A 21,515-nucleotide genomic window follows, 5' to 3' on the forward strand; every position below is an offset into this window, starting at 1 on the left:
ATGTCCGCCCCCCTGTTCCGCTGCGCCCGCCCTGCCGGGGAGTTCAGCCTGCGCCCGCTGCGCCTGCCGGAGGATGCCGCCCTGCTGCACCGCTGGATGACCCAGCCCTACGCCCGTTTCTGGGGCATGCTCGACAGCACCCTGGACGAAGTACACCGCTTCTATCATGACCTGACGCGCGATAACCCGCAGGCGGCGCTGATCGGTGAACTCGCCGGCGAGCCGGTGTTCCTGATGGAGTTTTACCGCGCCCAGGAGGATGAGATTGGCCGCCACTACCCGGCCCAGCCGGACGACTACGGCATGCACCTGCTGCTCGCCCCGGCCGACCAGCCGCTGCCGGGCTTCAGCTGGCAGGTCTTTACCACCGTGATGGACTACATGTTCAGCCTGCCGCAGGTGGCGCGGGTGGTGGTGGAGCCGGATGTGCGCAATGAGAAGATCCACCGCCTGAACAAGCGGGCCGGGTTTGCCTACCAGCACACCGTCACCCTGTCGACCAAAACCGCCTGGCTGGCGTTTTGCCGGCGCGAGAATTACCCGGGCTACGATGCCCCGGCCGCCGATTTTCCCGATGTACAGGAGCAGACTGCCATGACTACCCCCGCTACCGACCCGCGCGAAGCGGCTTTGCAGGCCGGTAAACACCTTGAGCCGCAGCGCTGGGCGCAGGCCAACGCCCTGCTGCTGCGCAAAGCGATCTCGGAGTTCGCCCATGAACGGCTGATCGCCCCTGAGCTGCTGGAGACGGAACAGGGCTGGGGCCACTACCGCCTGCCGGTACCGCACTCCGAAGTGGAGTACCGGTTCCGCGCGACATTATTGCCGCTCAATGACTGGCTGATCGACCTGCCCTCCCTGGCCCGGCTGGAGAACCTGTCGCCGGTGCCGTTGGACGCCCTGCAATTCATCATTGAATTCAGCGAACAGCTCGGCATCACGCAGGAACTGCTGCCGACCTACATGGAAGAGATCACCAGCACGCTGGCCGGCAGCGCCTTTAAAATGGCGCGCAACGCCCCGGATGCCGCCGCCCTGACCCACGCCGGTTTCCAGACGGTGGAAACCACCATGAGCGAGGGCCACCCCTGCTTTATCGCCAATAACGGCCGCATCGGCTTCGATGCCGGTGACTATCTGCACTACGCGCCGGAAGCCGCCTCGCCGGTGGCGCTGATCTGGGTGGCGGTGCATGACAGCAAAGCGACTTTCGCCAGCATCAGCGGCCTCTCCTATGCGCAACTGATGCGCGAGGAGCTGGGCGACGCGCAGGTCACGGCCTTTACGGAGCAGCTGCGCCAGCGCGGTGTGGACCCGGCGCGCTACTTCTTTATGCCGGTTCACCCCTGGCAGTGGCAGAACAAGCTGCTGACGGTGTTCGCGCCGGACATCGCCGCCCAGTCGCTGATCTACCTCGGCACCGGCGACGATCACTACCTGGCGCAGCAGTCGATCCGTACCTTCTTCAACGTCAGCCAGCCCAAAAAGCGCTATGTGAAAACCGCGCTCTCTATCCTGAACATGGGCTTTATGCGCGGCCTGTCACCCTATTACATGGCGACCACGCCCGGCATCAACGAGTGGCTGGCGGAGCTGGTGGACGGGGACACCTACCTGCAATCCTGCGGGTTCGGCATCCTGCGTGAAGTGGCCTCTATCGGTTACCGCAACAGCTACTTTGAGTCGGCGATCAAAGCGGACAGCCCCTACAAAAAGATGTTTGCCGCCCTGTGGCGTGACAACCCGGCCACCCACCTGCCGGAGAACCACCGCCTGATGACCATGGCTGCGCTGCTGCATGTGGATGACGCCGGGCACGGCGTGCTGCCGGCGATGATTGCCGACTCCGGCCTCAGCGCCACTGACTGGCTGTCGCGCTACCTGCGCTGCTACCTGGCACCGCTGGTGCACTGCTTCTACACCTACGATCTGGTGTTTATGCCGCACGGCGAGAACCTGATCCTGCAATTCGAGCGCAATATCCCGGTACGCGCCTGGATGAAGGACATCGCCGAAGAGATTGCGGTGATGAACCCGGATGCCAACCTGCCGGAAAAAGCGAAACGGGTCGCCGTTGAGGTGCCGGAGCCGCTGAAACTGCTGTCGATCTTTACCGACGTGTTTGACTGCTTCTTCCGCTTTATGGCGCGTATCCTGCGTCAGGAGCGTACCCTGGCCGAAGATCAGTTCTGGCAGACCGTGGCGCAGACCATCGCGGAATACCAGCAGCAACACCCGGAGATGGCCGCCAAATTCGCCCGTTACGATCTGTTCGCGGAGGAGTTTGCCCACTCCTGCCTGAACCGCCTGCAACTGGCCAACAACAAACAGATGATCAACCTGGCGGACCCGGCGCAGAACCTGAAGTTTGCCGGCACCCTGAAGAACCCGATCGCGGCCTTCCGCCCCTGATCGCAGGTTTTCATACAACAACAATGATGCGCGGCCTTCGGGCCGCGCTTTTTCCGTTGCAAGATTGACTGGATGACACCATGACCACCCCCTTTACCCCGGCCGTGACCCTGACCCGCCGGCACCTGCTGTTTCCCCTCTCCCTGGTGCTGTTCGAATTCGCCACCTACATCGCCCACGATATGATCCAGCCCGGCATGTTGCAGGTGGTGAGTGATTTCAGCGCCGGCAGTGACTGGGTCTCGACCTCACTGACCGCCTACCTGCTGGGCGGCATGACGCTGCAATGGCTGCTCGGCCCGCTCTCTGACCGCCTTGGGCGGCGGCCGGTGCTGCTGGCAGGCGTGGCGCTGTTTGTTACCACCTGCCTGCTGACGCTGTGGGTCAGCACCATTCAGCAGTTCATCCTGATGCGTTTCCTCCAGGGCATCAGCCTCTGCTTTATCGGCGCGGTGGGCTACGCCGCCATTCAGGAGGCGTACTCGGAGACACTGAGCATCAAGATGATGGCGCTGATGGCGAACGTGGCACTGATTGCCCCGCTGCTGGGGCCGGTGGCGGGCGCGGCCTTTATCCATGTTGCACCGTGGAAAGCGATGTTCGCGCTGTTTGCGCTGCTGGCGGCCTTCTCCCTGTGGGGGCTGTGGCGTGCCATGCCGGAGACGGCGGGCGGCGGCGGGCGCTTCTCGGCCTCCCGGTTACTGGCGGATTACCGGCAGGTATTCAGCAACCGGCGTCTGGTCGGCGGCTCACTGGCGATCGGCTTCTCCGCCCTGCCGCTGCTGGCCTGGGTGGCGCAGTCACCGGTGATCCTGATTCAGGATGGCGGCATGACGCCGCTGCAGTATGGGCTGGCGCAGGTGCCGATTTTTGTCTCATTGATTATCGGCAACCTGCTGCTCAGCCGCCTCAGCGGCCGGGTCACCATTGAGCGGCCGCTGTGGCTGGGTGTCTGGCCGGTTATGCTGGGTCTGGCGATTGCGGCCGCCGCGGCGCTGGCTGACCCGCACCAGTGGCTGTTCAGCGTGGTTGGCCTGAGCCTCTACGCCTTCGGCACCGGACTGATTAACGCCGGACTTTACCGCCTGACGCTGTTTGCCAGCCCGATCGGCAAAGGCACCGTGGCGGCGGCGGTGGGGTTGATTACGCTGGCGATGTACGCCGGGGGCATTGAAGTGGCGAAACAGCTCTATACCACCTGGGGCAACGGCGCCTTCTCCCTCTGGAACCTGCTGGCGGGCGGTTTATGGCTGCTGCTGATGACCCGCTTCCTGCGGACGCGGCCCGCTCAGGCCTGACCGCCGCGGCAGAGAAATAAAAAAACCGGCGCCTGATGTGCGCCGGTTTTTTATTGTGCCCTGTTTGCTGAGGCTTGCCGCTTAACGTTTCTTTTTCGGGTAAAGCTCGTTCCGGCTGTAAGGCTCTTTCTCGCCGGGGCGGCGGGTCTTCAGCAGCTTCAGGATCCAGGTGTACTGCTCCGGGTTCGGCCGCACCACGTTCTCCACTTCTTCGTTCATCCGGCGGGCGATGTACGGGTCATCGGCGTCGGCCAGGTCGTCCATCGGCGGGCGGATGTGGATGTCGAGGCGGCTTTCCGCCGCGTTATAGACCGGGAACAGCGGCACAATCGAGGCACGGCAGACTTTCATCAGCCGCCCGACCGCCGGCAGCGTGGCCTTGTAGGTGGCGAAGAAATCCACGAATTCACTGTGTTCCGCGCCGTGGTCCTGGTCCGGCAGGTAGTAGCCCCAGAAGCCTTTACGCACCGAGCTGATAAATGGCTTGATGCCGTCGTTGCGCGCATGGAGTTTCCCCCCGAAGCGCAACCGCACACTGTTCCACAAATAGTCCACCAGCGGGTTGCTCTGATTGTGGAACATGCCGGCCACCGGCTTGCCTTCTGCCGCCAGCAGCATCGCCGGAATATCGATGGCCCAGCCGTGCGGCACCAGCAGGATGATGTTTTTACCTTCGGCGTGCAGGCGGTCCAGCACCTCGCGGCCGTGCCAGTGGATACGATCCTGCACCCTGGCCGGGGTACGGCAGGCGACTTCCGCCATCAGCACCATCGATTGCGGCGCGGTGGCGAACATCTGGTCAATAATCTGTTCACGTTCCGCTTCAGACAACTCAGGCATGCAATAGAGCAGGTTGATCTGGGCACGGCGGCGGGCGCTGCGGGCATATTTACCGGCCAGCTTGCCGATTTTGCCCAGTAACGGGTCACGGACGCGCGGCGGCACATAACCCAGCGCCGCCATTACCCCGGTGCCCAGCCAGACGCCCCAGTAACGCGGATGGTAAAACGCTTTCTGGAACTGCGGAATGAACTCCGCGGTCGATTTATTCTCTGTTTGCATGCGAAAACTCAATGTCTTTTCAATCGGCTAATGATAATTGCGGTGAGAATTTTTGCAATCTACCTTCGCGACATCAAAAAGGCCCCGCGCCGCCGGCACGATCACCGGCAGGCGAAATGAAATTGTGAAAGCCGCAGGGTGAAATGCCTGCGGCAAATGAAATGGCGGTTAATCCAGCTGCAACTGCGGGATCACCTCTTTGGCGGTGGCTAGGTAATCCGTACGATCCTTGCCGCTCAGCCCTTCAGAGCGCGGCAGCTTGGCGTAGAGGGGGTTCACCGCCTGCTGGTTAATCCAGATTTCATAATGCAGGTGCGGGCCGGTGGAGCGGCCGGTGTTGCCGGAGAGCGCAATGCGGTCACCGCGTTTCACTTTCTGGCCCGGTTTCACCAGGATTTTGCGCAGGTGCATGTAGCGGGTCATGTACTGGCGGCCGTGGCGGATGGCCACGTAGTTGCCTGCCCCGCCGCTGCGTTTGGCGACCACCACTTCACCGTCACCCACTGCCAGCACCGGGGTGCCGACCGGCATGGCGAAATCCACCCCTTTGTGCGGTGCGATGCGGCCGGTCACCGGGTTGGTGCGGCGCGGGTTGAAGTTGGAGGAGACGCGGAACTGTTTCACCGTCGGGAAACGCATAAAGCCGCGCGCCAGGCCGGAACCCTGGCGATCGTAGAATTTGCCGTCCTCGGCGCGGATGGCGTAGTAATCTTTGCCGCCGCTGCGCATCCGGACGCCAAGCAGCTGGCTCTGTTCGCTTTTGCCCTCGAAATTCTCCCGGGACATCAGCACCGCGAACTGGTCGCCTTTACGCAGCTTTTTGAAATCGAGCTGCCATTGCAGCGCTTTGGTCACCGCGCTGATGTCGCTGCTGCTCAGGCCGGCGGCGCGGGCGCTGCCGACAAAGCTGCCGTCCAGGCGGCCGGTGATGACGCTGTTCTGCCACTCGCCCTGCTGGGTCTGAACCGAGGCTTTGAACCCGGTGGGGGTGCGGTCGTAGGTGCGGGTTTCGCGGCGGGACATCTCCCAGGTGAGGCGTTGCAGATCGCCGTCATTGGTGAGCGTCCAGGAGAGCTGCTGGCCCACTTTCAGGTTACGCAGCTCGCTGTTCTGCTGGGCCAGCACCGAGATGTCAGCCATCTCGATGCCGTACTGGGTGAGGATACTGCTGAGGGTGTCGCCGGTCGAGACCACGTACTCATGCACGCCCTGCTCGCCTTCGACTTTTTCATCAATTTCATCCTGCGGGATGTCATCTTCCGGGGCGGGCTGGTCAATCGGCTCGCTGGCTTCCGGCAGCAGGGAGCGGAGCTGTTCGGCATCCAGCTCCACATTCCGCACGATCGGGTTCTGCTCAGGGTGGTAAACAAAAGGCCGCCAGACAGCGACGGCCAGTGTAACAACAGTAAGCGACCCCAGCATAACCCGGTGGGGACGCGGTAAGTTGTTGTATGCCAAGGCAATAGCGCGGGCTAGTTGCTGCACGTGATGTTATCCTCTGATTTTACTTCAGGCAGCTCACGTACTGGTTGGCTATCTGTGACAGGAACGTCATGTAGCTCGTTTTCCCCAGTGGCAGCCCGGTGCCAAGCGGATCAAGGGTGCCCATCCGGACACCGGTCCCTTGCGCAACGGCTGCAATGACGGCTGGCCTGAATTGTGGTTCAGCGAAAACGCAGACCGCTTTACGCTCAACCAGCTCTGTTCGAATGTGATGTAAACGCTGCGCGCCGGGCTGTATTTCCGGGTTGACCGTGAAGTACCCCAACGGGCTCAGGCCAAACTGTTTTTCGAAGTACGTGTACGCATCATGAAAAACGAAATACCCCTTGTTTTGCGCAGGCGTCAGCATAGTAGCAATATTTTGCTGGCTTTGCGCGAGGTTAAGCTCGAAGTCGCGCAGATTCGCGTCTAATTTGTCCTTATTTTGCGGCATGAGTTCCATTAATTTGTCATGAATTGCAACAGCCGCCTGTTTTGCAATCGCCGGAGAGAGCCAGAGGTGCATATTGTATTCACCATGATGGTGATCTTCGTCATGGTCATGCGCATGATTTTCTGCTGCTTCTCCCGCGTGATCCGCCGCTTCTTCGCCATGCTCATCATGATCGTGCTCACCGCGCAATAACAGCGGTTTTACTGTCGGCAACGCCGCCAGGGACAACTGCCGCTCTGCCGGTTGCTGGGCCAGGGATTTGGTCATAAAGGCTTCCATCTCCGGGCCTACCCAGACCACCAGATCGGCCTTTTTGATGCGCAGCACATCGGTCGGCCGCAGCGCATAATCGTGCTCGGACGCGCCATCCGGCAGCAGTACTTCCGTGGGGGTGACGCCATCTGCAATAGCCGCGGCAATAAAGCCCAGCGGGCGCACGGAAGTGACCACCGCCGCCTCAGCACTGTGCAGAGAAGCAGCAACCGTCATGGCTGCACCAAAAAGGGCACACGGCAGCCAGCGCTTTTTTTGTATCATAATGAGTTATCTCGTCGTTTTATTTTGTGAAACGTAATATTATAACATTCGAATTTTACTGCAAGACGTAATCACTATGTCCACATTAGTCACCCTGGAGAACGTGTCGGTGCGCTTCGGCAACCGGCGGGTTCTCTCTGACATCTCGCTCGCGCTGCAACCGGGGCGGATATTGACCCTGCTCGGCCCGAACGGGGCCGGAAAATCGACGCTGGTTCGCGTGGTGCTCGGCCTGATCGCCCCGGACAGCGGCACGCTGACGCAGCAGCCCGGCCTGCGCATCGGTTATGTGCCGCAGAAACTGCACCTGGATGCCACGCTGCCGCTCACCGTCAGCCGCTTTATGCGCCTGAAACCGGGGGTGAAAAAGGCGGATATTCTGCCTGCCCTCCAACGGGTAAAGGCGGCCCACCTGCAACACCAGCCGATGCAGAAGCTCTCCGGCGGGGAAACCCAGCGGGTGCTGCTGGCGCGGGCGCTGCTCAACCGGCCGCAACTGCTGGTACTGGACGAGCCGACGCAAGGGGTTGACGTCAATGGCCAGCTGGCGCTGTATGATCTCATCGACCAGTTGCGCAAAGAGCTGGGCTGCGCGGTGCTGATGGTCTCCCATGACCTGCACCTGGTGATGGCGAAAACCGATGATGTGCTCTGCCTCAACCAGCACATCTGCTGCTCCGGCACGCCGGAAGTGGTGTCGATGCACCCGGAATTTATCGCCATGTTCGGCAACCACGGCGCGCAACAGCTGGCGATCTACCGCCACCACCATAACCACCGCCACGATTTACAGGGCCGTATCGTGCTGAAAAGCCAGACAGCCCCGCACCCAGGGAAACGTGAAGCATGATTGAACTGCTGTTACCCGGCTGGCTGGCCGGGGTATTGCTGGCGGCTGCGGCCGGGCCGCTCGGCTCGTTCGTGGTGTGGCGGCGCATGTCCTATTTCGGCGATACGCTGGCCCACGCCTCGCTGCTGGGCGTGGCCTTTGGCCTGCTGTTCAACGTGAACCCGTTTTATGCGGTGATCGCCGTGACGCTGGTGCTGGCGCTGGCGCTGGTCTGGCTGGAGCGCAAACCGCACCTGGCGGTGGACACCCTGCTCGGCATCCTGGCGCACAGCGCGCTGTCGCTGGGGCTGGTGGTGGTCAGTCTGATGTCCAACGTCCGGGTCGATCTGATGGCCTACCTGTTCGGTGACCTGCTCTCGGTGACGCTGAGCGACATCTGGATGATTGGTGCCGGTGTGGTGGTGGTGCTGGCGGTGCTGTGCTGGCAGTGGCGCGCCCTGCTCTCGATGACCATCAGCCCGGAGCTGGCGCATGTGGACGGCGTTAACCTGCAACGGGTGCGGATTGTGCTGATGCTGGTGACGGCGCTGACCATCGGGCTGGCGATGAAATTCGTCGGGGCGCTGATTATCACCTCGCTGCTGATTATCCCGGCTGCCACGGCGCGCCGTTTTGCCCGCACGCCGGAGCAGATGGCGGCGGTGGCAATGGGCGTCGGGGTGCTGGCCGTGACCGGCGGCCTGGCTTTCTCCGCAGTGTATGACACGCCAGCCGGGCCGTCGGTGGTGCTCTGCGCCGCCCTGCTGTTCCTGCTGAGCCTGAACAAAAAGCAGCCCGCCTGACCGGCGGCACGTCATTGATAACCGATGTGAAAAAGGAGCCTGGCGGCTCCTTTTTTTATTATTTCACTTTTCCCGTTTACTCCGGGCGGTCTATCCCGAAGTGGCGGTACGCATGGAGGGTGGCGATGCGGCCGCGCGGCGTGCGCTGGATAAAGCCCTGCTGGATCAGGAACGGCTCCAGCACATCCTCGATGGTTTCCCGCTCTTCACCGATGGCCGCCGCCAGGTTATCCAGCCCGACCGGGCCGCCGGTAAACTTATCGATGATCGCCAGCAGCAGCTTGCGGTCCATGAAGTCAAAGCCTTCCGCATCCACATCCAGCATGTCCAGCGCCTTGTTGGCGACGTTGCCGTCAATGTTGCCGTCGGAGCGCACTTCGGCAAAGTCCCGCACCCGGCGCAGCAGGCGGTTGGCGATACGCGGGGTGCCGCGGGCGCGGCGGGCGATCTGGTGCGCGCCCTCGTCTGACAGCGACAGCCCCAGGCAATTGGCGCTGCGGCCGACGATGTGCTGCAAATCCGCCACCTGATAGAACTCCAGCCGCTGCACAATGCCGAAGCGGTCACGCAGCGGCGAGGTCAGGGAGCCGGCGCGGGTGGTGGCCCCGACCAGCGTAAAGGGCGGCAGATCCAGCTTGATGGAGCGTGCGGCCGGGCCTTCGCCGATCATGATGTCGAGCTGGTAATCCTCCATCGCCGGGTAGAGCACCTCCTCGACCGCCGGGGAGAGCCGGTGAATTTCATCAATAAACAGCACGTCGTGCGGCTCAAGGTTGGTGAGCATCGCCGCCAGATCGCCCGCTTTTTCCAGCACCGGGCCGGAGGTGGTGCGCAGGTTCACGCCCATCTCGTTGGCCACGATATTGGCCAGCGTGGTTTTGCCCAGCCCCGGCGGGCCGAAAATCAGCAGGTGATCCAGGGCATCGCCGCGCTGGCGCGCCGCCTGGATGAAGATCTCCATCTGCTCGCGCACGTGGGGCTGGCCCACATATTCATTGAGCAGTTTGGGGCGGATGGCCCGGTCAATAATCTCTTCTTCATTGATCACAGCGGAGGAGATCAGACGATCGGCTTCAATCATGGTTTACCTCACAGCGCGGCGCGCAGGGCGTCACGGATCAATGTTTCGCAATCAGCACCCGGTTTGGCGGCTTTGCTGACCAGGCGGCTCGCTTCCTGCGGCTTGTAACCCAGCGCCACCAGCGCCGAGACCGCCTCGGACTCCGCATCCGCTTCCTGGCGCGCCTCTTCCGCCTGCGGCAGCGTGATGTCGCTGACGCTGTTGAACAGATCGCCGTTCAGCCCCTTGAAGCGGTCTTTCATCTCCACCACCAGCCGTTCGGCGGTTTTCTTGCCCACGCCCGGCAGTTTCACCAGCGCGGTGATCTCCTCTTTCTCCACCGCGCGCACAAACTGCTGCGCCGACATGCCGGAGAGGATCGCCAGCGCCAGCTTCGGCCCGACGCCGTTGACCTTAATCAGCTCGCGGAACAGCGCCCGCTCCTGCTTGTCATTAAAGCCGTAAAGCAACTGGGCATCTTCGCGCACGATAAACTGGGTGAAGAGGATGGCTTCCTGCCCCAGCTCCGGCAACTCGTAGAAACAGGTCATCGGCATATGCACTTCATACCCTACGCCCTGCGTTTCCAGCAGCACCAGCGGTGGCTGCTTCTCCAGAATAACTCCCCTGAGACGACCGATCACACTCTTCCCCTTCGCAAAAATGCCTGCCGCCGCGCCCGGTTTGCCGGGCATGGCGCAGAGCCGGAATAACTAACTGCGCTGTTTATAACATAAAAAAGGCTGGATGAATATCCAGCCTGTGGTCAGCGTAACCTGCCGCGCGCCAGCTGAAGCCTGTCGCTGCTCATCTTAAGCGCATTCTGGCTCAGATGGCAGTGGGTAATGGCGATCGCCAGCGCATCCGCGGCATCGGCCTGCGGGTTGGCGGGCAGCTTGAGCAGCGAGCGCACCATATGCTGCACCTGGCTTTTTTCCGCTGCCCCGGTGCCGACCACCGTCTGCTTCACCTGCCGCGCGGCATACTCAAACACCGGCAGATCATGGTTGACGGCCGCGACAATCGCCACGCCGCGCGCCTGGCCGAGCTTCAGCGCCGAGTCGGCGTTTTTCGCCATAAAGACCTGTTCTATTGCGAAAAAATCGGGCTGGAACTGGGTGATGATTTCACAGACCCCCGCGTAGATAAGCTTCAGGCGGCCGGGCAGATCGTCCACCTTGGTGCGGATACAGCCGCTGCCGAGGTAGCTGAGCTGGCGGCCCTGCTGGCGGATAACGCCATAGCCGGTAATGCGTGAACCGGGATCGATACCCAGAATAATGGCCATAAATGTGGGGTCGCCCTGTCGGGGTGCGGCTGCACCCGGCTTAAAAAAAGATGCCGGACAAGCGTCCGGCATCGGGTCGTGCTGCGGGCGGGCGGTCGCTTACAGCGTCGCGGCCACTTCGTCGGAAATTTCACCGTTATGGTAAACTTCCTGCACGTCGTCACAATCTTCGAGCATGTCGATCAGGCGCAGCAGCTTCGGCGCGGTCTCGGCATCCATGTCCGCTTTGGTGGACGGAATCATTGAGACTTCAGCCGCCTCGGCTTTGAAACCGGCCGCTTCCAGCGCGTCACGCACCTCGCCCAGGCTCTCCCAGGCGGTGAAGACATCAATCGCGCCGTCATCGTAACCGACGATATCTTCTGCGCCCGCTTCCAGGGCCGCTTCCATCACGGTGTCTTCATCCAGACCCGGTGCGAAGGAGATCACCCCTTTGCGGGTAAAGAGATAGGCCACGGAGCCATCGGTGCCGAGGTTGCCGCCGCTCTTGGTAAAGGCGTGGCGCACTTCGGACACGGTACGGTTGCGGTTGTCGCTCAGGCACTCCACCATCACGGCAGTGCCGCCGGGGCCGTAGCCCTCATAGACGATGGTTTCCATGTTGCTGTCATCTTCACCGCCCACGCCGCGCGCAATCGCGCGGTTCAGCGTGTCACGGGTCATGTTGTTGGACAGCGCCTTATCGATGGCGGCGCGCAGGCGTGGGTTGGACGCCGGGTCGCCCCCGCCCAGTTTGGCCGCTGTCACCAGCTCACGGATGATCTTGGTGAAGATTTTACCGCGTTTGGCATCCTGTGCCGCTTTGCGGTGTTTTGTGTTGGCCCATTTACTGTGACCTGCCATAAGCATCTCCAAATAGTCTGTTCAGACTGAATAATTAACAAACTCTTCTATTGCCTGCCGGTTGCTCCACGACTTGGTCAGGGCAGCCGCCTCAGGGGCGGCCAGCCACCGGTAGGCATGGTGTTCCGTAATCACCACCTCACGCTGCGCAGGCAGCGCCAGGCAGAACCAGTGCTCCTGATTACGGGTCACCCCAGGGGCATAGCGGTGGCGCAGGTGCGGGAAGATTTCGAACTCGATGCAGCGCCGGCAATCCACCAGCGGCAGGTTCTCCCCGGCAATATCGATGCCGGTTTCCTCCAGCACTTCGCGCTGCGCGGTATGCAGCGGCGGTTCGCCCTCTTCCAGGCTGCCGGTCACCGACTGCCAGAAACCGGGGTCGTCCCGCCGCTGAAGCATCAGCACCCGGCCGGTAGACTGGGCGTAGATCACCACCAGCACCGACTCAGGGCGCTTATAGCCCATCAGGCGTTCTCTGCGCTGTCATTGCCCTTCTTCACCACGCTGATCGCCAGCTCCTGCAGCGACGCCGGGTTGGCGAAGCTCGGCGCTTCCGTCATCAGACAGGCAGCCGCGGTGGTTTTCGGGAAGGCAATCACGTCACGGATGTTGTCCGTGCCGGTCAGCAGCATCACCAGACGGTCAAGGCCAAAGGCCAGACCGGCGTGCGGCGGTGTGCCGTATTTCAGCGCATCCAGCAGGAAGCCGAACTTCTCGCGCTGCTCATGCTCGTTGATGCCCAGAATGCTGAACACCGTCTGCTGCATTTCGCTGCGGTGGATACGCACGGAACCGCCGCCCACTTCGTAGCCGTTCAGCACCATGTCATAGGCGTTGGCGATAGCGGCGGTCGGGTCCGCTTTCAGCGCGTCCGGCGTCATGTCACGCGGCGCGGTGAACGGGTGGTGCATCGCGGCCAGGCCGCCTTCCCCGTCCTCTTCGAACATCGGGAAGTCCACCACCCACAGCGGCGCCCAGGTGCCTTCGCGGGTCAGCTTCAGGTCACGGCCCAGTTTCAGGCGCAGTGCACCCAGGGCATCGGTCACCACTTTGGCGCTGTCTGCGCCGAAGAACAGCATGTCGCCGTCGGTCGCGCCGGTGCGTTCCAGCAGGGCAGCCAGCACCTCTTCGCTGAGGAACTTGGCTACCGGGCTCTGCACGCCTTCCAGCCCTTTCGCTGCCTCATTGACTTTAATATAAGCCAGCCCTTTCGCGCCGTAGATCTCAATGAATTTGCCGTATTCGTCAATCTGTTTACGGCTCAGCTGGGCACCGCCCGGCACACGCAGGGCCGCCACACGGCCTTTGGCGTCGTTGGCCGGGCCGGAGAAGACTTTGAACTCGACATTTTTCAGCAGGTCGGCCACGTCCACCAGCTCCAGCGGGTTACGCAGGTCCGGCTTGTCAGAGCCGAAACGGCGCATCGCTTCGGCGAAGGTCATGATCGGGAACGCGCCCAGATCCACCCCTTTCACCTCCAGCCAGAGGTTGCGCACCATCTTCTCCATCAGTTCGCGCACCTGTTCTGCGCTCAGGAAAGAGGTTTCCACGTCGATCTGGGTGAATTCCGGCTGGCGGTCAGCGCGCAGGTCTTCATCACGGAAGCACTTCACGATCTGGTAGTAGCGGTCGAAGCCGGACATCATCAGCAGCTGCTTGAACAGCTGCGGGGATTGCGGCAGCGCATAGAATTTGCCCTTGTGCACGCGGCTCGGCACCAGGTAGTCACGCGCGCCTTCCGGCGTCGCTTTGGTCAGCATCGGCGTTTCGATGTCGAGGAAGCCGTGGTCATCCATAAAGCGGCGCACGAAGCTGGTGATTTTGGCGCGCGCTTTCAGGCGGTCAGCCATCTCCGGGCGGCGCAGGTCGAGGTAGCGGTACTTGAGGCGCTGCTCTTCGCTGTTCACCTGGTTGGAGTCGAGCGGCAGCGGCTCAGCGCGGTTGATGATGTTGAGGCTGTGGGCAAACACTTCCACCCCGCCGGTCGCCATCTCTTTGTTAACCTGGCTCTCCGGGCGGGCGCGCACGGTGCCGGTTACCTGGATGCAGAACTCATTACGCAGTTCTGAGGCCTGGGCGAAGGCGGCCTGGTGGTCCGGGTCGAAGAAGACCTGAACGATCCCTTCACGGTCGCGCATATCAATAAAGATCAAGCCACCCAAATCGCGACGGCGGTTTACCCAACCACACAAGGTCACTTCCTGGCCCACATGGGACAGATTCAGCTGTCCGCAATATTCAGTACGCATAACGATATCCTTTAACTCAGCCGGGGGAACGGCGGAACCGTGCTCCGCCGGTGCTGCTGTTTTTAATGTGCTGTTACTTCTCTGCGGCGCCCTTGCCGGTGTTGCTGCCGCCTGGTTTGAAGTCAGTGGCGTACCAGCCGGTGCCTTTCAGCTGAAAGCCGGCCGCAGAGATGAGTTTGGTCAATGTCGGTTTGCCACAGGCCGGGCACTCGGTCAGCGGTGCTGCAGACACCTTCTGCAACTTTTCTAACCGGTGATCACAGGTCTGGCATGCATATTCGTAAATCGGCATCGCGTTATAGTGTCATAGCTGGTGAAAAAAGGCGGACATTATAAAGGAATTTCAGGCATCCGATAAGAGCGAACCCGGGGTCCGGCTGCGACAAAATCGCGTGCAGGCGGTTGTCGCCACACATCATTTAACAAATTTGTTCGCCTGAACCGCCCCCCTTTCACCGGGCAGTAGCATAAACTCGTGGCGGCCGGTTGTATAGCAACCCCAGGCGCAGTACCGGCGCGGTTGCCGGGGCTGTTTTGTCCCCTTCTTTTCAGGAGTCCTCCGATGCTCACATTACCCTCTTCTTCCACGGCCCTGGTGCTTATCGATTTGCAGAAAGGCATCCTGCCGTTTGCCGGCGGGCCGCACAGCGCCCAACAGGTGGTGGACAACGCTGCCCGGCTGGCCGCGCGCTTCCGCCAACAGGGGCTGCCGGTGATTCTGGTGCGGGTCGGCTGGTCGGCGGATTTTGCCGAGGCGCTGAAGCAGCCGGTGGACCAGCCCGCCCCGGCCGGTACGCTGCCTGCCGACTGGTGGGAGTTCGCCCCGGAACTGGCGGTGGCAGAGAGTGACACCCTCATCACCAAGCGCCAGTGGGGCGCATTCTACGGCACCGATCTTGACCTGCAACTGCGCCGCCGCGGCATTGATACGATTGTGCTGGCAGGCATCTCCACCAATATCGGCGTGGAGTCCACCGCCCGCAGCGCCTGGGAACAGGGCTATAATCAGGTGATTGTGGAAGATGCGTGCAGCGCCCATAACGCCGACCAGCATAACGGCAGCATGAACGTGATCTTCCCGCGCATCGGCCGGGTGCGTTCCACGGACGAGGTGCTTGCCGCCCTGCCGGCGTGATGCCCTGCCCGGCCTGACCCTGCGCCGCCTCTGGGCGGCGCTTCAGATCAAGGACCCTGCATGTATATCGGATTGCCGCAGTGGCAGCATACCGCCTGGCACCGCATCGGCCTGCATACCCTGGCCGACTATAGCCGCTACTTCAACTGCGTTGAGGGCAACACCACCTTTTACGCCCTGCCGAGTGCGGACACCGTGCTGCGCTGGCGTGACATGACCGGCGACGGTTTCCGCTTCTGTTTTAAATTCCCCGCCACCATCAGCCACCAGGCAGCCTTGCGCGACTGTGAGCCGCTGGTGAGTGAGTTTTTCCACACCCTCTCGCCGCTGGAGACGCGCCTCGGCCAGCTCTGGCTGCAACTGCCCGCGGCGTTCGGCCCGCAGGGGCTGCCTGCGCTGTGGCGTTTTCTGGATGCGCTGCCTGCCGGGTTCAGTTACGGCGTGGAGGTGCGCCACCCCGCCTTCTTCAGCAAAGGCGCGGAGGAGCGGCAGCTGAACCAGGGGCTGGCGCAGCGCGGCATCAACCGGGTCATGCTGGACAGCCGCCCGGTGCACCATGCCGACCCGGCCAATGCCGCCGTGCGCGATGCCCAGCGCAAGAAGCCGCAGCTGCCGGTCCATGCGCTCTGCACCGCCGGCCGGCCCATCGTGCGCTTTATCGGCGGCGACAAGCTGGAGGATAACCTGGCCTGGTTTACCCCCTGGTTCAGCAAGCTGGCCGACTGGCAGACGAGCCACCCGCCGTTTCTGTTTATTCACACGCCGGATTGCAGCGACGCCCCGCAGCAGGCGCAGAAGATCTGGCAACGGCTGCAACAGCAGGTGCCCGGCGTCGGCCCCGCGCCGGACTGGCCGGAGCAGGCGGCCCTGTTCTGACGGCGCGGGCGGGTGTCAACCCCGGCGGACAGCCCCCCCTTTGCTTTCAGCGTTTTCCGCAAGACAGGCCCGGCGTGCGCGCGTATTATCCGTGCGCAAAACAGATAGATCGGTGGAGTGAACATGGTTAGCGCGCTGTATGTGGTGCTGGGCGCATTGTTGCTGATTAAATTGTCCGTGGATGTGGTGAGGCTGCGGATGCAGTACCGGGTCGCCTATGGCGACGGCGGGTTTTACGAGTTGCAGACTGCCATCCGGGTGCATGGGAACGCGGTGGAGTACATCCCCATCGCCGCGCTGCTGCTGGTGATGATGGAGATGAACGGGGCGGACATCTGGATGGTGCACCTGTGCGGCATCATGCTGCTGTGCGGCCGCCTGCTCCATTATGTGGGGCTGAAACAGCGTGAGTTCCGCTGGCGGCGCAGCGGCATGGCGGCGACCTATGTCTCGCTGCTGCTGATGGTGGCGGCCAACCTCTACTACCTGCCCTGGGGCCAGATCCTGACCCTGCGTTAAGACGCAAATCGCGGTTTATGCCGCCGGCAGCATGATTTCCGGCGGTTATCTGTTAGAATACGCCCCCTCATTTTTCGATCAGACACAGCGCTATGCCAAACCGCGATACTCTTTTTTCTGCGCCGATTGCCAAGCTGGGCGACTGGACCTTCGACGAGCGCGTCGCCGAAGTCTTCCCGGACATGATCCAGCGTTCCGTGCCGGGCTACTCCAACATCATCTCCATGATCGGTATGCTGGCCGGCCGCTTTGTCCGCCCCGGCAGCCAGGTGTATGACCTCGGCTGCTCACTGGGGGCCGCTACCCTCTCCATGCGCCGCAATATTGAGGTGCCCGGCTGCCGCATCATCGCCGTGGACAATTCGCCGGCGATGGTCGAGCGCTGCCGCCGCCACATCGACGCCTTCCGCGCCGAGACGCCGGTTGAGGTGATTGAGGCGGATATCCGTGACGTCCCTATCGAAAACGCCTCGCTGGTGGTGCTGAACTTTACCCTGCAGTTCCTCAAGCCGGATGACCGCCAGCAGCTGCTGGACACCATCTGCCGCGGGTTGCGGCCGGGCGGCGCGCTGGTGCTGTCGGAGAAGTTCAGCTTTGAGGATGGCGACATCGGCGAGCTGTTGTTCAATATGCACCACGACTTCAAACGCGCCAACGGCTACAGCGAGCTGGAGATCAGCCAGAAACGCAGCATGCTGGAGGATGTGATGCTGACCGACTCTGTGGAAACCCACAAAGCGCGGCTGCACCAGGCGGGCTTTGACCATGTGGAGACCTGGTTCCAGTGCTTCAACTTCGGCTCGCTGCTGGCGCTGAAAGCGGGGGAACAGGCATGATTGAGTTCGGCGATTTCTACCGCCTGATTGCCAGCGGCCCGCTCAGCCACTGGCTCAACACCCTGCCCGCCCAGCTCACCGCCTGGCAGCAGGAGTCCCTGCACGGCAAGTTCCGCCAGTGGTTCAACGCCGTTGACCGCCTGCCGCTGCTGACGCCGGAACGCCTGGATCTGCTGCACAGCGTGCGCGCCGAGATGGCCGCCCCGCTGCCAGAAGGGCAGAAAGCGGGGATGGAAAACCTGCTGCGGAACCTGATGCCGTGGCGCAAAGGGCCGTTCTCGCTCTACGGCATCGACATCGACACCGAATGGCGCTCTGACTGGAAATGGGAGCGGGTGCTGCCGCACATCTCCCCGCTGGCCGGGCGCACCATTCTGGATGTCGGCTGCGGCAGCGGCTACCACATGTGGCGGATGGTCGGGGCCGGGGCGCAGCTCGTGGTGGGTATCGACCCGATGCAGCTGTTCCTGTGCCAGTTTGAGGCGGTGCGCAAGCTGCTGGGCGGTGACCAGCGCGCGCACCTGCTGCCGCTCGGCATTGAGCAGCTGCCGGAGCTGGCGGCCTTCGACACTGTGTTCTCGATGGGCGTGCTCTACCACCGCCGCTCCCCGCTCGATCATCTCTATCAGCTGAAAAACCAGCTGGTGAGCGGCGGCGAGCTGGTGCTGGAGACGCTGGTGATCGAAGGCGACAGCCAGCAGGTGCTGGTGCCCGGCGACCGCTACGCCCAGATGCGCAACGTCTACTTTATCCCGTCGGCGGCGGCGCTGGAGGGGTGGCTGGCGAAATGCGGTTTTGTGGACATCCGGCTGGCGGACCTCTCCGTCACCAGCCTGGAGGAGCAGCGCCGCACCGGCTGGATGACCAGCGAATCCCTGGCGGAGTTCCTCGACCCAGCCGACCGCAGCAAAACCGTAGAGGGCTACCCGGCCCCGCGGCGCGCTGTGCTGGTCGCCCGCAAACCCTGATCGCCTGGCGAAAAAAAGCCCCGACAAGATGACGGGGCTTGGTACACGCGCAGTACACGCAAAAGGTCTTGCGACCCGGTAATGGCTCCGGCCTCCTGCCCGCCGCCTCAGGCGGTACGCGGCAGGGGGCCGTCATTACAGAGTGCACTTTTCATTGTCGCCACCACGTCTGCATCCACGCAGTAACGGCTGAACTCATCAAACTCCAGATCGGTGCACAGGGTGACGCCCGCTTTACGGTGGCGCACCGGTGACGGCACATTACTGCCGGCCGAGCTGTGCACCTCACGGATGCCGATATCGATAAATTTGTGCAGGTTAGTCAGGCGGATACCGCCACCGGCCATGATCTCCGGCCCCTGGGTCTGCTGCACCAGTTCGCGCAGCAGGGTCAGCCCCAGCTCTGCGCTTTGTTGTTGCCCAGAGGTTAAAATGCGCGCAACACCGAGTTGCGTCAACTCTTCTAATGCCACCGAGGGGTTCAGGCACATGTCAAAGGCGCGGTGGAAGGTCACCTCCATGTTGTCGCAGAGGCGCATAATCTGCCGCATGCGCACCATGTCGATATGCCCTTCTGCGTCCAGCACCCCGATCACCACCCCCGGGAACCCCATGTCACGTATACAGGCGACATCATTTTTCATCGCGCTGAACGACGCGTTGTCATAACAGAAATCGCCCCCGCGCGGGCGCACAATCGGATGCACCGGAATCGACAACGCCTCCCGCGCCATCACCAGCGTGCCGTAGCTGGGCGTCAACCCGCCTTCCGGCTGGCTGGCGCAAAGCTCGATGCGATCCGCACCTGCGCGTTCAGCCTCCAGTGCGCAGGCCAGGCTATAGCAGCATATTTCCAGTTTCGTCATTACTTCTCCCCTTATTCGGACCCCATGCTATAACCCCGGAAACAGGGCCGGGCGCTGAACAGTCCGGCCGGTCAACATTGCGGCTTGTGATGGATAACAGGTGTCGCGTAGGCTGGGTGTCTCCTTTTCAGCCCGGCGTAACGTAATAACTATGGCATTCAATTTCGATTTACGAGTCGATCGTAGTCACAGCGATAGCACTAAATGGCATAAATACCGCGATCGGGACGTGATCCCGCTCTGGGTAGCGGACACCGATTTCCTTTCCCCCCCGGCGGTGATTGAGGCGCTTCAGCAGCGGGTGGCGCACGGGGTATTCGGTTACGGCACGCCGCCGCCGGAACTGACCGGGCTGATTGTGGAACGGATGCGCAGCCGCTACCAGTGGGCGATCCGCCCGGAGTGGATTGTCTACCTGCCGGGGCTGGTGTGCGGGCTGAACCTGGCGATGCGCGCCTTTACTGAGCCGCATCAGGCCGCCATTATCCCGACGCCGCTCTACCCGCCGTTTGCCGAGGCGGCAAACTACGCCGGGCGGCACGTTTATTCCGCCCCGCTGCACGACGAGGGCAATCGCCTGCGCCTGGATCTCACGGCGGCAGAACCTGCGCTCAACGGCGATCAGGCGCTGCTGTTCCTCTGCAACCCGCATAACCCCGGCGGCACGGTCTACCGTCGCGACGAGCTGGAACAGCAGCACGCGTTTGCGCAGCGCCACGATCTGGTGGTCTGTTCCGATGAGATCCACTGCGACCTGATTCTGGAACCCGGCTGCCGCCATATCCCCTTCGCCTCACTGAATCCGGATGCGGAGCAGCGCACCCTCACCCTGATGGCACCGTCCAAAACCTTTAACCTCGCCGGGCTGGGGGCATCGTTTGCGATCATTGCCAACCCGGCCCTGCGGCACCGGTTTAAACAGCAGCGGCGGGGGGTGGTGCCCCATGTGGATATTCTGGCGTATGTGGCGGCCACTGCCGCTTACCGTGATGGGGAAGCGTGGCTGGCCGCGCAGCTGGATTACCTGCGGGACAACCGGGATCTCGTGATGGCGCGCATCAACGCCCTGCCCGGCCTGCGGATGCTGCCGCTGGAGGCGACCTATCTGGCGTGGATTGATGCTTCTGCCCTGCCGGTGGAAAGCCCCTACCACTTCTTTCTGGCCGCCGGGGTGGGCCTCACGGACGGCGCCGGGTTCGGCGACGCCCGTTTTGTACGGCTCAATTTCGGCTGCCCGCGCGCCCTGCTCGATGAGGCGCTGACGCGGATTGAGCGCGCGGTGGCGGCGCTTTAGGCCTGCTCGCTGGCCACGATCTCACGCAGGGTATGCGGGTGGAATTTGATCGTGACCGAGCCGTCACTGATGGCCAGCGTCGGGTTAGGCAGCCGCTCATTCTCGCCCTGCGGTGAGCTGTATTTCAGCTTGATGCCGGGTGCCAGCAGCGCCTCGTCTGACAGGCAGGTCAGCGCCCGCGCATAGAGGGTTTCCGGGTCGCCCGGCAGCACCAGTTCGACATGTTCCCAGCCTTCATGCGGGTAGCGCCGCTCGCCTGGGTAAGGCAGCTCCACCAGATCGATCTGCCATGAGCACACCCGTAACGGTTCGGCCAGGTCAAACAGGCAGATAGGCCGCCCGTTGATCGTAGTTTCAGAGAGCAGGCTCCCGCACTGCTCAAACCCGCGCCGCCAGCGTTCGGCGGTCGCGACCTGATGGCAGCGTACAGAGATGTGGTCAGCCGGGAACTGCGGCAGGTCCAGCTGCAATTTTTGCGCAAAGGTTTCGAGCGCCAGCTCAAAACGGCTCAGGTCAGCCACTAGATCGTCCAGTTCCGTGATTCCCGCTAACGGTGAGGAGGGCATGTTTTTCTCTCGCTATTCATGATCATAAAGCCCTAATTTACATGGCCGCCCGCCCCGGTGCCAGCCGCATGCCCCCTTTTCACCGGAAACGCCGGTCCCTCCTCTTCCCGGCGGCCCCGGCCTGTACCAAATGGGCCA

General features: G+C 62.4%; 22 protein-coding genes. 10 read left to right on the forward strand and 12 right to left on the reverse strand.

What is annotated here, in order from left to right:
* Together CYR32_RS02650 and CYR32_RS02655 are read left to right on the forward strand one after the other, a co-directional pair.
* Positions 1 to 2,412, forward strand: coding sequence for a GNAT family N-acetyltransferase (locus CYR32_RS02650; protein WP_277621931.1), 2,412 nt, complete (start codon positions 1 to 3; stop codon positions 2,410 to 2,412).
* A gap of 80 nt (positions 2,413 to 2,492) precedes the next feature.
* Complete coding sequence (locus CYR32_RS02655) at positions 2,493 to 3,710, forward strand: MFS transporter (RefSeq protein WP_101822294.1); 1,218 nt, start codon at positions 2,493 to 2,495, stop codon at positions 3,708 to 3,710.
* An 81-nt stretch (positions 3,711 to 3,791) separates the two neighbouring features.
* Here the strand turns inward: CYR32_RS02655 and lpxM are convergent, their stop codons facing one another.
* The 3 genes from lpxM to znuA form a co-directional block, all read right to left on the reverse strand.
* Complete coding sequence (gene lpxM / locus CYR32_RS02660; RefSeq protein ID WP_101822297.1) at positions 3,792 to 4,772, reverse strand: lauroyl-Kdo(2)-lipid IV(A) myristoyltransferase; 981 nt, start codon at positions 4,770 to 4,772, stop codon at positions 3,792 to 3,794.
* A gap of 168 nt (positions 4,773 to 4,940) precedes the next feature.
* Positions 4,941 to 6,257 (reverse strand): murein DD-endopeptidase MepM, encoded by a 1,317-nt coding sequence (gene mepM / locus CYR32_RS02665; protein WP_101822300.1) that lies wholly within the window; start codon positions 6,255 to 6,257, stop codon positions 4,941 to 4,943.
* A 19-nt stretch (positions 6,258 to 6,276) separates the two neighbouring features.
* Entirely contained in the window at positions 6,277 to 7,245 is a 969-nt protein-coding gene (gene znuA, locus CYR32_RS02670) for a zinc ABC transporter substrate-binding protein ZnuA (RefSeq protein ID WP_101822303.1), read from the reverse strand.
* A 76-nt stretch (positions 7,246 to 7,321) separates the two neighbouring features.
* Here znuA and znuC point away from each other — a divergent pair, with 76 nt between their 5' ends.
* Together znuC and znuB are read left to right on the forward strand one after the other, a co-directional pair.
* Positions 7,322 to 8,095: a zinc ABC transporter ATP-binding protein ZnuC gene (znuC, locus tag CYR32_RS02675; protein WP_101822306.1), complete on the forward strand. Its 774-nt coding sequence runs from the start codon at positions 7,322 to 7,324 to the stop codon at positions 8,093 to 8,095.
* Entirely contained in the window at positions 8,092 to 8,877 is a 786-nt protein-coding gene (znuB, locus tag CYR32_RS02680) for a zinc ABC transporter permease subunit ZnuB (RefSeq protein WP_101822308.1), read from the forward strand. The genes znuC and znuB overlap by 4 nt, the downstream gene beginning before the upstream one ends.
* Positions 8,878 to 8,953: 76 nt before the next feature.
* On the opposite strand, the gene ruvB is transcribed toward znuB, so the two are convergent.
* The 7 genes from ruvB to CYR32_RS02715 all read right to left on the reverse strand — a co-directional run bounded on the left by ruvB (position 8,954) and on the right by CYR32_RS02715 (position 14,609).
* Positions 8,954 to 9,958: a Holliday junction branch migration DNA helicase RuvB gene (ruvB, locus tag CYR32_RS02685; protein ID WP_101822310.1), complete on the reverse strand. Its 1,005-nt coding sequence runs from the start codon at positions 9,956 to 9,958 to the stop codon at positions 8,954 to 8,956.
* Positions 9,959 to 9,966: 8 nt separating this feature from the next.
* Positions 9,967 to 10,581 (reverse strand): Holliday junction branch migration protein RuvA, encoded by a 615-nt coding sequence (ruvA, locus tag CYR32_RS02690; RefSeq protein ID WP_101822947.1) that lies wholly within the window; start codon positions 10,579 to 10,581, stop codon positions 9,967 to 9,969.
* A gap of 122 nt (positions 10,582 to 10,703) precedes the next feature.
* Complete coding sequence (ruvC, locus tag CYR32_RS02695; protein ID WP_072931073.1) at positions 10,704 to 11,225, reverse strand: crossover junction endodeoxyribonuclease RuvC; 522 nt, start codon at positions 11,223 to 11,225, stop codon at positions 10,704 to 10,706.
* A gap of 99 nt (positions 11,226 to 11,324) precedes the next feature.
* Positions 11,325 to 12,068 carry a YebC/PmpR family DNA-binding transcriptional regulator gene (locus CYR32_RS02700; protein ID WP_101822313.1) on the reverse strand — a complete coding sequence of 248 codons (744 nt, stop codon included), beginning with the start codon at positions 12,066 to 12,068 and terminating at the stop codon, positions 11,325 to 11,327.
* A 21-nt stretch (positions 12,069 to 12,089) separates the two neighbouring features.
* Positions 12,090 to 12,533 carry a dihydroneopterin triphosphate diphosphatase gene (nudB, locus tag CYR32_RS02705; protein ID WP_101822315.1) on the reverse strand — a complete coding sequence of 148 codons (444 nt, stop codon included), beginning with the start codon at positions 12,531 to 12,533 and terminating at the stop codon, positions 12,090 to 12,092.
* Positions 12,533 to 14,317 carry an aspartate--tRNA ligase gene (gene aspS, locus CYR32_RS02710; protein ID WP_101822317.1) on the reverse strand — a complete coding sequence of 595 codons (1,785 nt, stop codon included), beginning with the start codon at positions 14,315 to 14,317 and terminating at the stop codon, positions 12,533 to 12,535. The genes nudB and aspS overlap by 1 nt, the downstream gene beginning before the upstream one ends.
* Positions 14,318 to 14,390: 73 nt before the next feature.
* The gene (locus tag CYR32_RS02715; RefSeq protein ID WP_101822322.1) at positions 14,391 to 14,609 is read right to left on the reverse strand and encodes an FmdB family zinc ribbon protein; all 219 of its coding nucleotides are present in this window, start codon (positions 14,607 to 14,609) and stop codon (positions 14,391 to 14,393) included.
* Positions 14,610 to 14,879: 270 nt separating this feature from the next.
* Here CYR32_RS02715 and CYR32_RS02720 point away from each other — a divergent pair, with 270 nt between their 5' ends.
* The 5 genes from CYR32_RS02720 (at position 14,880) to cmoB (ending at position 18,651) form a co-directional block, all read left to right on the forward strand.
* Positions 14,880 to 15,452, forward strand: a complete 573-nt coding sequence (locus CYR32_RS02720; protein ID WP_101822324.1) for a hydrolase — start codon at positions 14,880 to 14,882, stop codon at positions 15,450 to 15,452.
* A 60-nt stretch (positions 15,453 to 15,512) separates the two neighbouring features.
* Complete coding sequence (locus tag CYR32_RS02725) at positions 15,513 to 16,328, forward strand: DUF72 domain-containing protein (protein WP_101822327.1); 816 nt, start codon at positions 15,513 to 15,515, stop codon at positions 16,326 to 16,328.
* 123 nt (positions 16,329 to 16,451) lie between these two features.
* Positions 16,452 to 16,847, forward strand: coding sequence for an MAPEG family protein (locus CYR32_RS02730; protein WP_101822329.1), 396 nt, complete (start codon positions 16,452 to 16,454; stop codon positions 16,845 to 16,847).
* 92 nt (positions 16,848 to 16,939) lie between these two features.
* On the forward strand, positions 16,940 to 17,683 hold the full coding sequence (gene cmoA / locus CYR32_RS02735) for a carboxy-S-adenosyl-L-methionine synthase CmoA (protein ID WP_101822332.1): 744 nt from the start codon (positions 16,940 to 16,942) through the stop codon (positions 17,681 to 17,683).
* Positions 17,680 to 18,651, forward strand: coding sequence for a tRNA 5-methoxyuridine(34)/uridine 5-oxyacetic acid(34) synthase CmoB (gene cmoB, locus CYR32_RS02740; protein ID WP_101822334.1), 972 nt, complete (start codon positions 17,680 to 17,682; stop codon positions 18,649 to 18,651). Before cmoA ends, cmoB begins: the two co-directional genes overlap by 4 nt.
* 107 nt (positions 18,652 to 18,758) lie before the next feature.
* Here cmoB and cutC read toward each other — a convergent pair whose 3' ends face one another.
* The gene (gene cutC / locus CYR32_RS02745) at positions 18,759 to 19,517 is read right to left on the reverse strand and encodes a copper homeostasis protein CutC (protein WP_101822336.1); all 759 of its coding nucleotides are present in this window, start codon (positions 19,515 to 19,517) and stop codon (positions 18,759 to 18,761) included.
* Positions 19,518 to 19,668: 151 nt separating this feature from the next.
* On the opposite strand from cutC, the gene CYR32_RS02750 reads away from it, so the two are divergent.
* Complete coding sequence (locus CYR32_RS02750; protein WP_101822339.1) at positions 19,669 to 20,811, forward strand: MalY/PatB family protein; 1,143 nt, start codon at positions 19,669 to 19,671, stop codon at positions 20,809 to 20,811.
* Here CYR32_RS02750 and CYR32_RS02755 read toward each other — a convergent pair.
* Positions 20,808 to 21,377, reverse strand: a complete 570-nt coding sequence (locus tag CYR32_RS02755) for a VOC family protein (protein ID WP_101822342.1) — start codon at positions 21,375 to 21,377, stop codon at positions 20,808 to 20,810. The two genes, CYR32_RS02750 and CYR32_RS02755, sit on opposite strands and share 4 nt — an antisense overlap.
* Positions 21,378 to 21,515: the final 138 nt, after the last annotated feature.

Source organism: Chimaeribacter coloradensis, assembly GCF_002858715.1.
Taxonomy (GTDB): Bacteria; Pseudomonadota; Gammaproteobacteria; order Enterobacterales; family Enterobacteriaceae; genus Chimaeribacter; species Chimaeribacter coloradensis.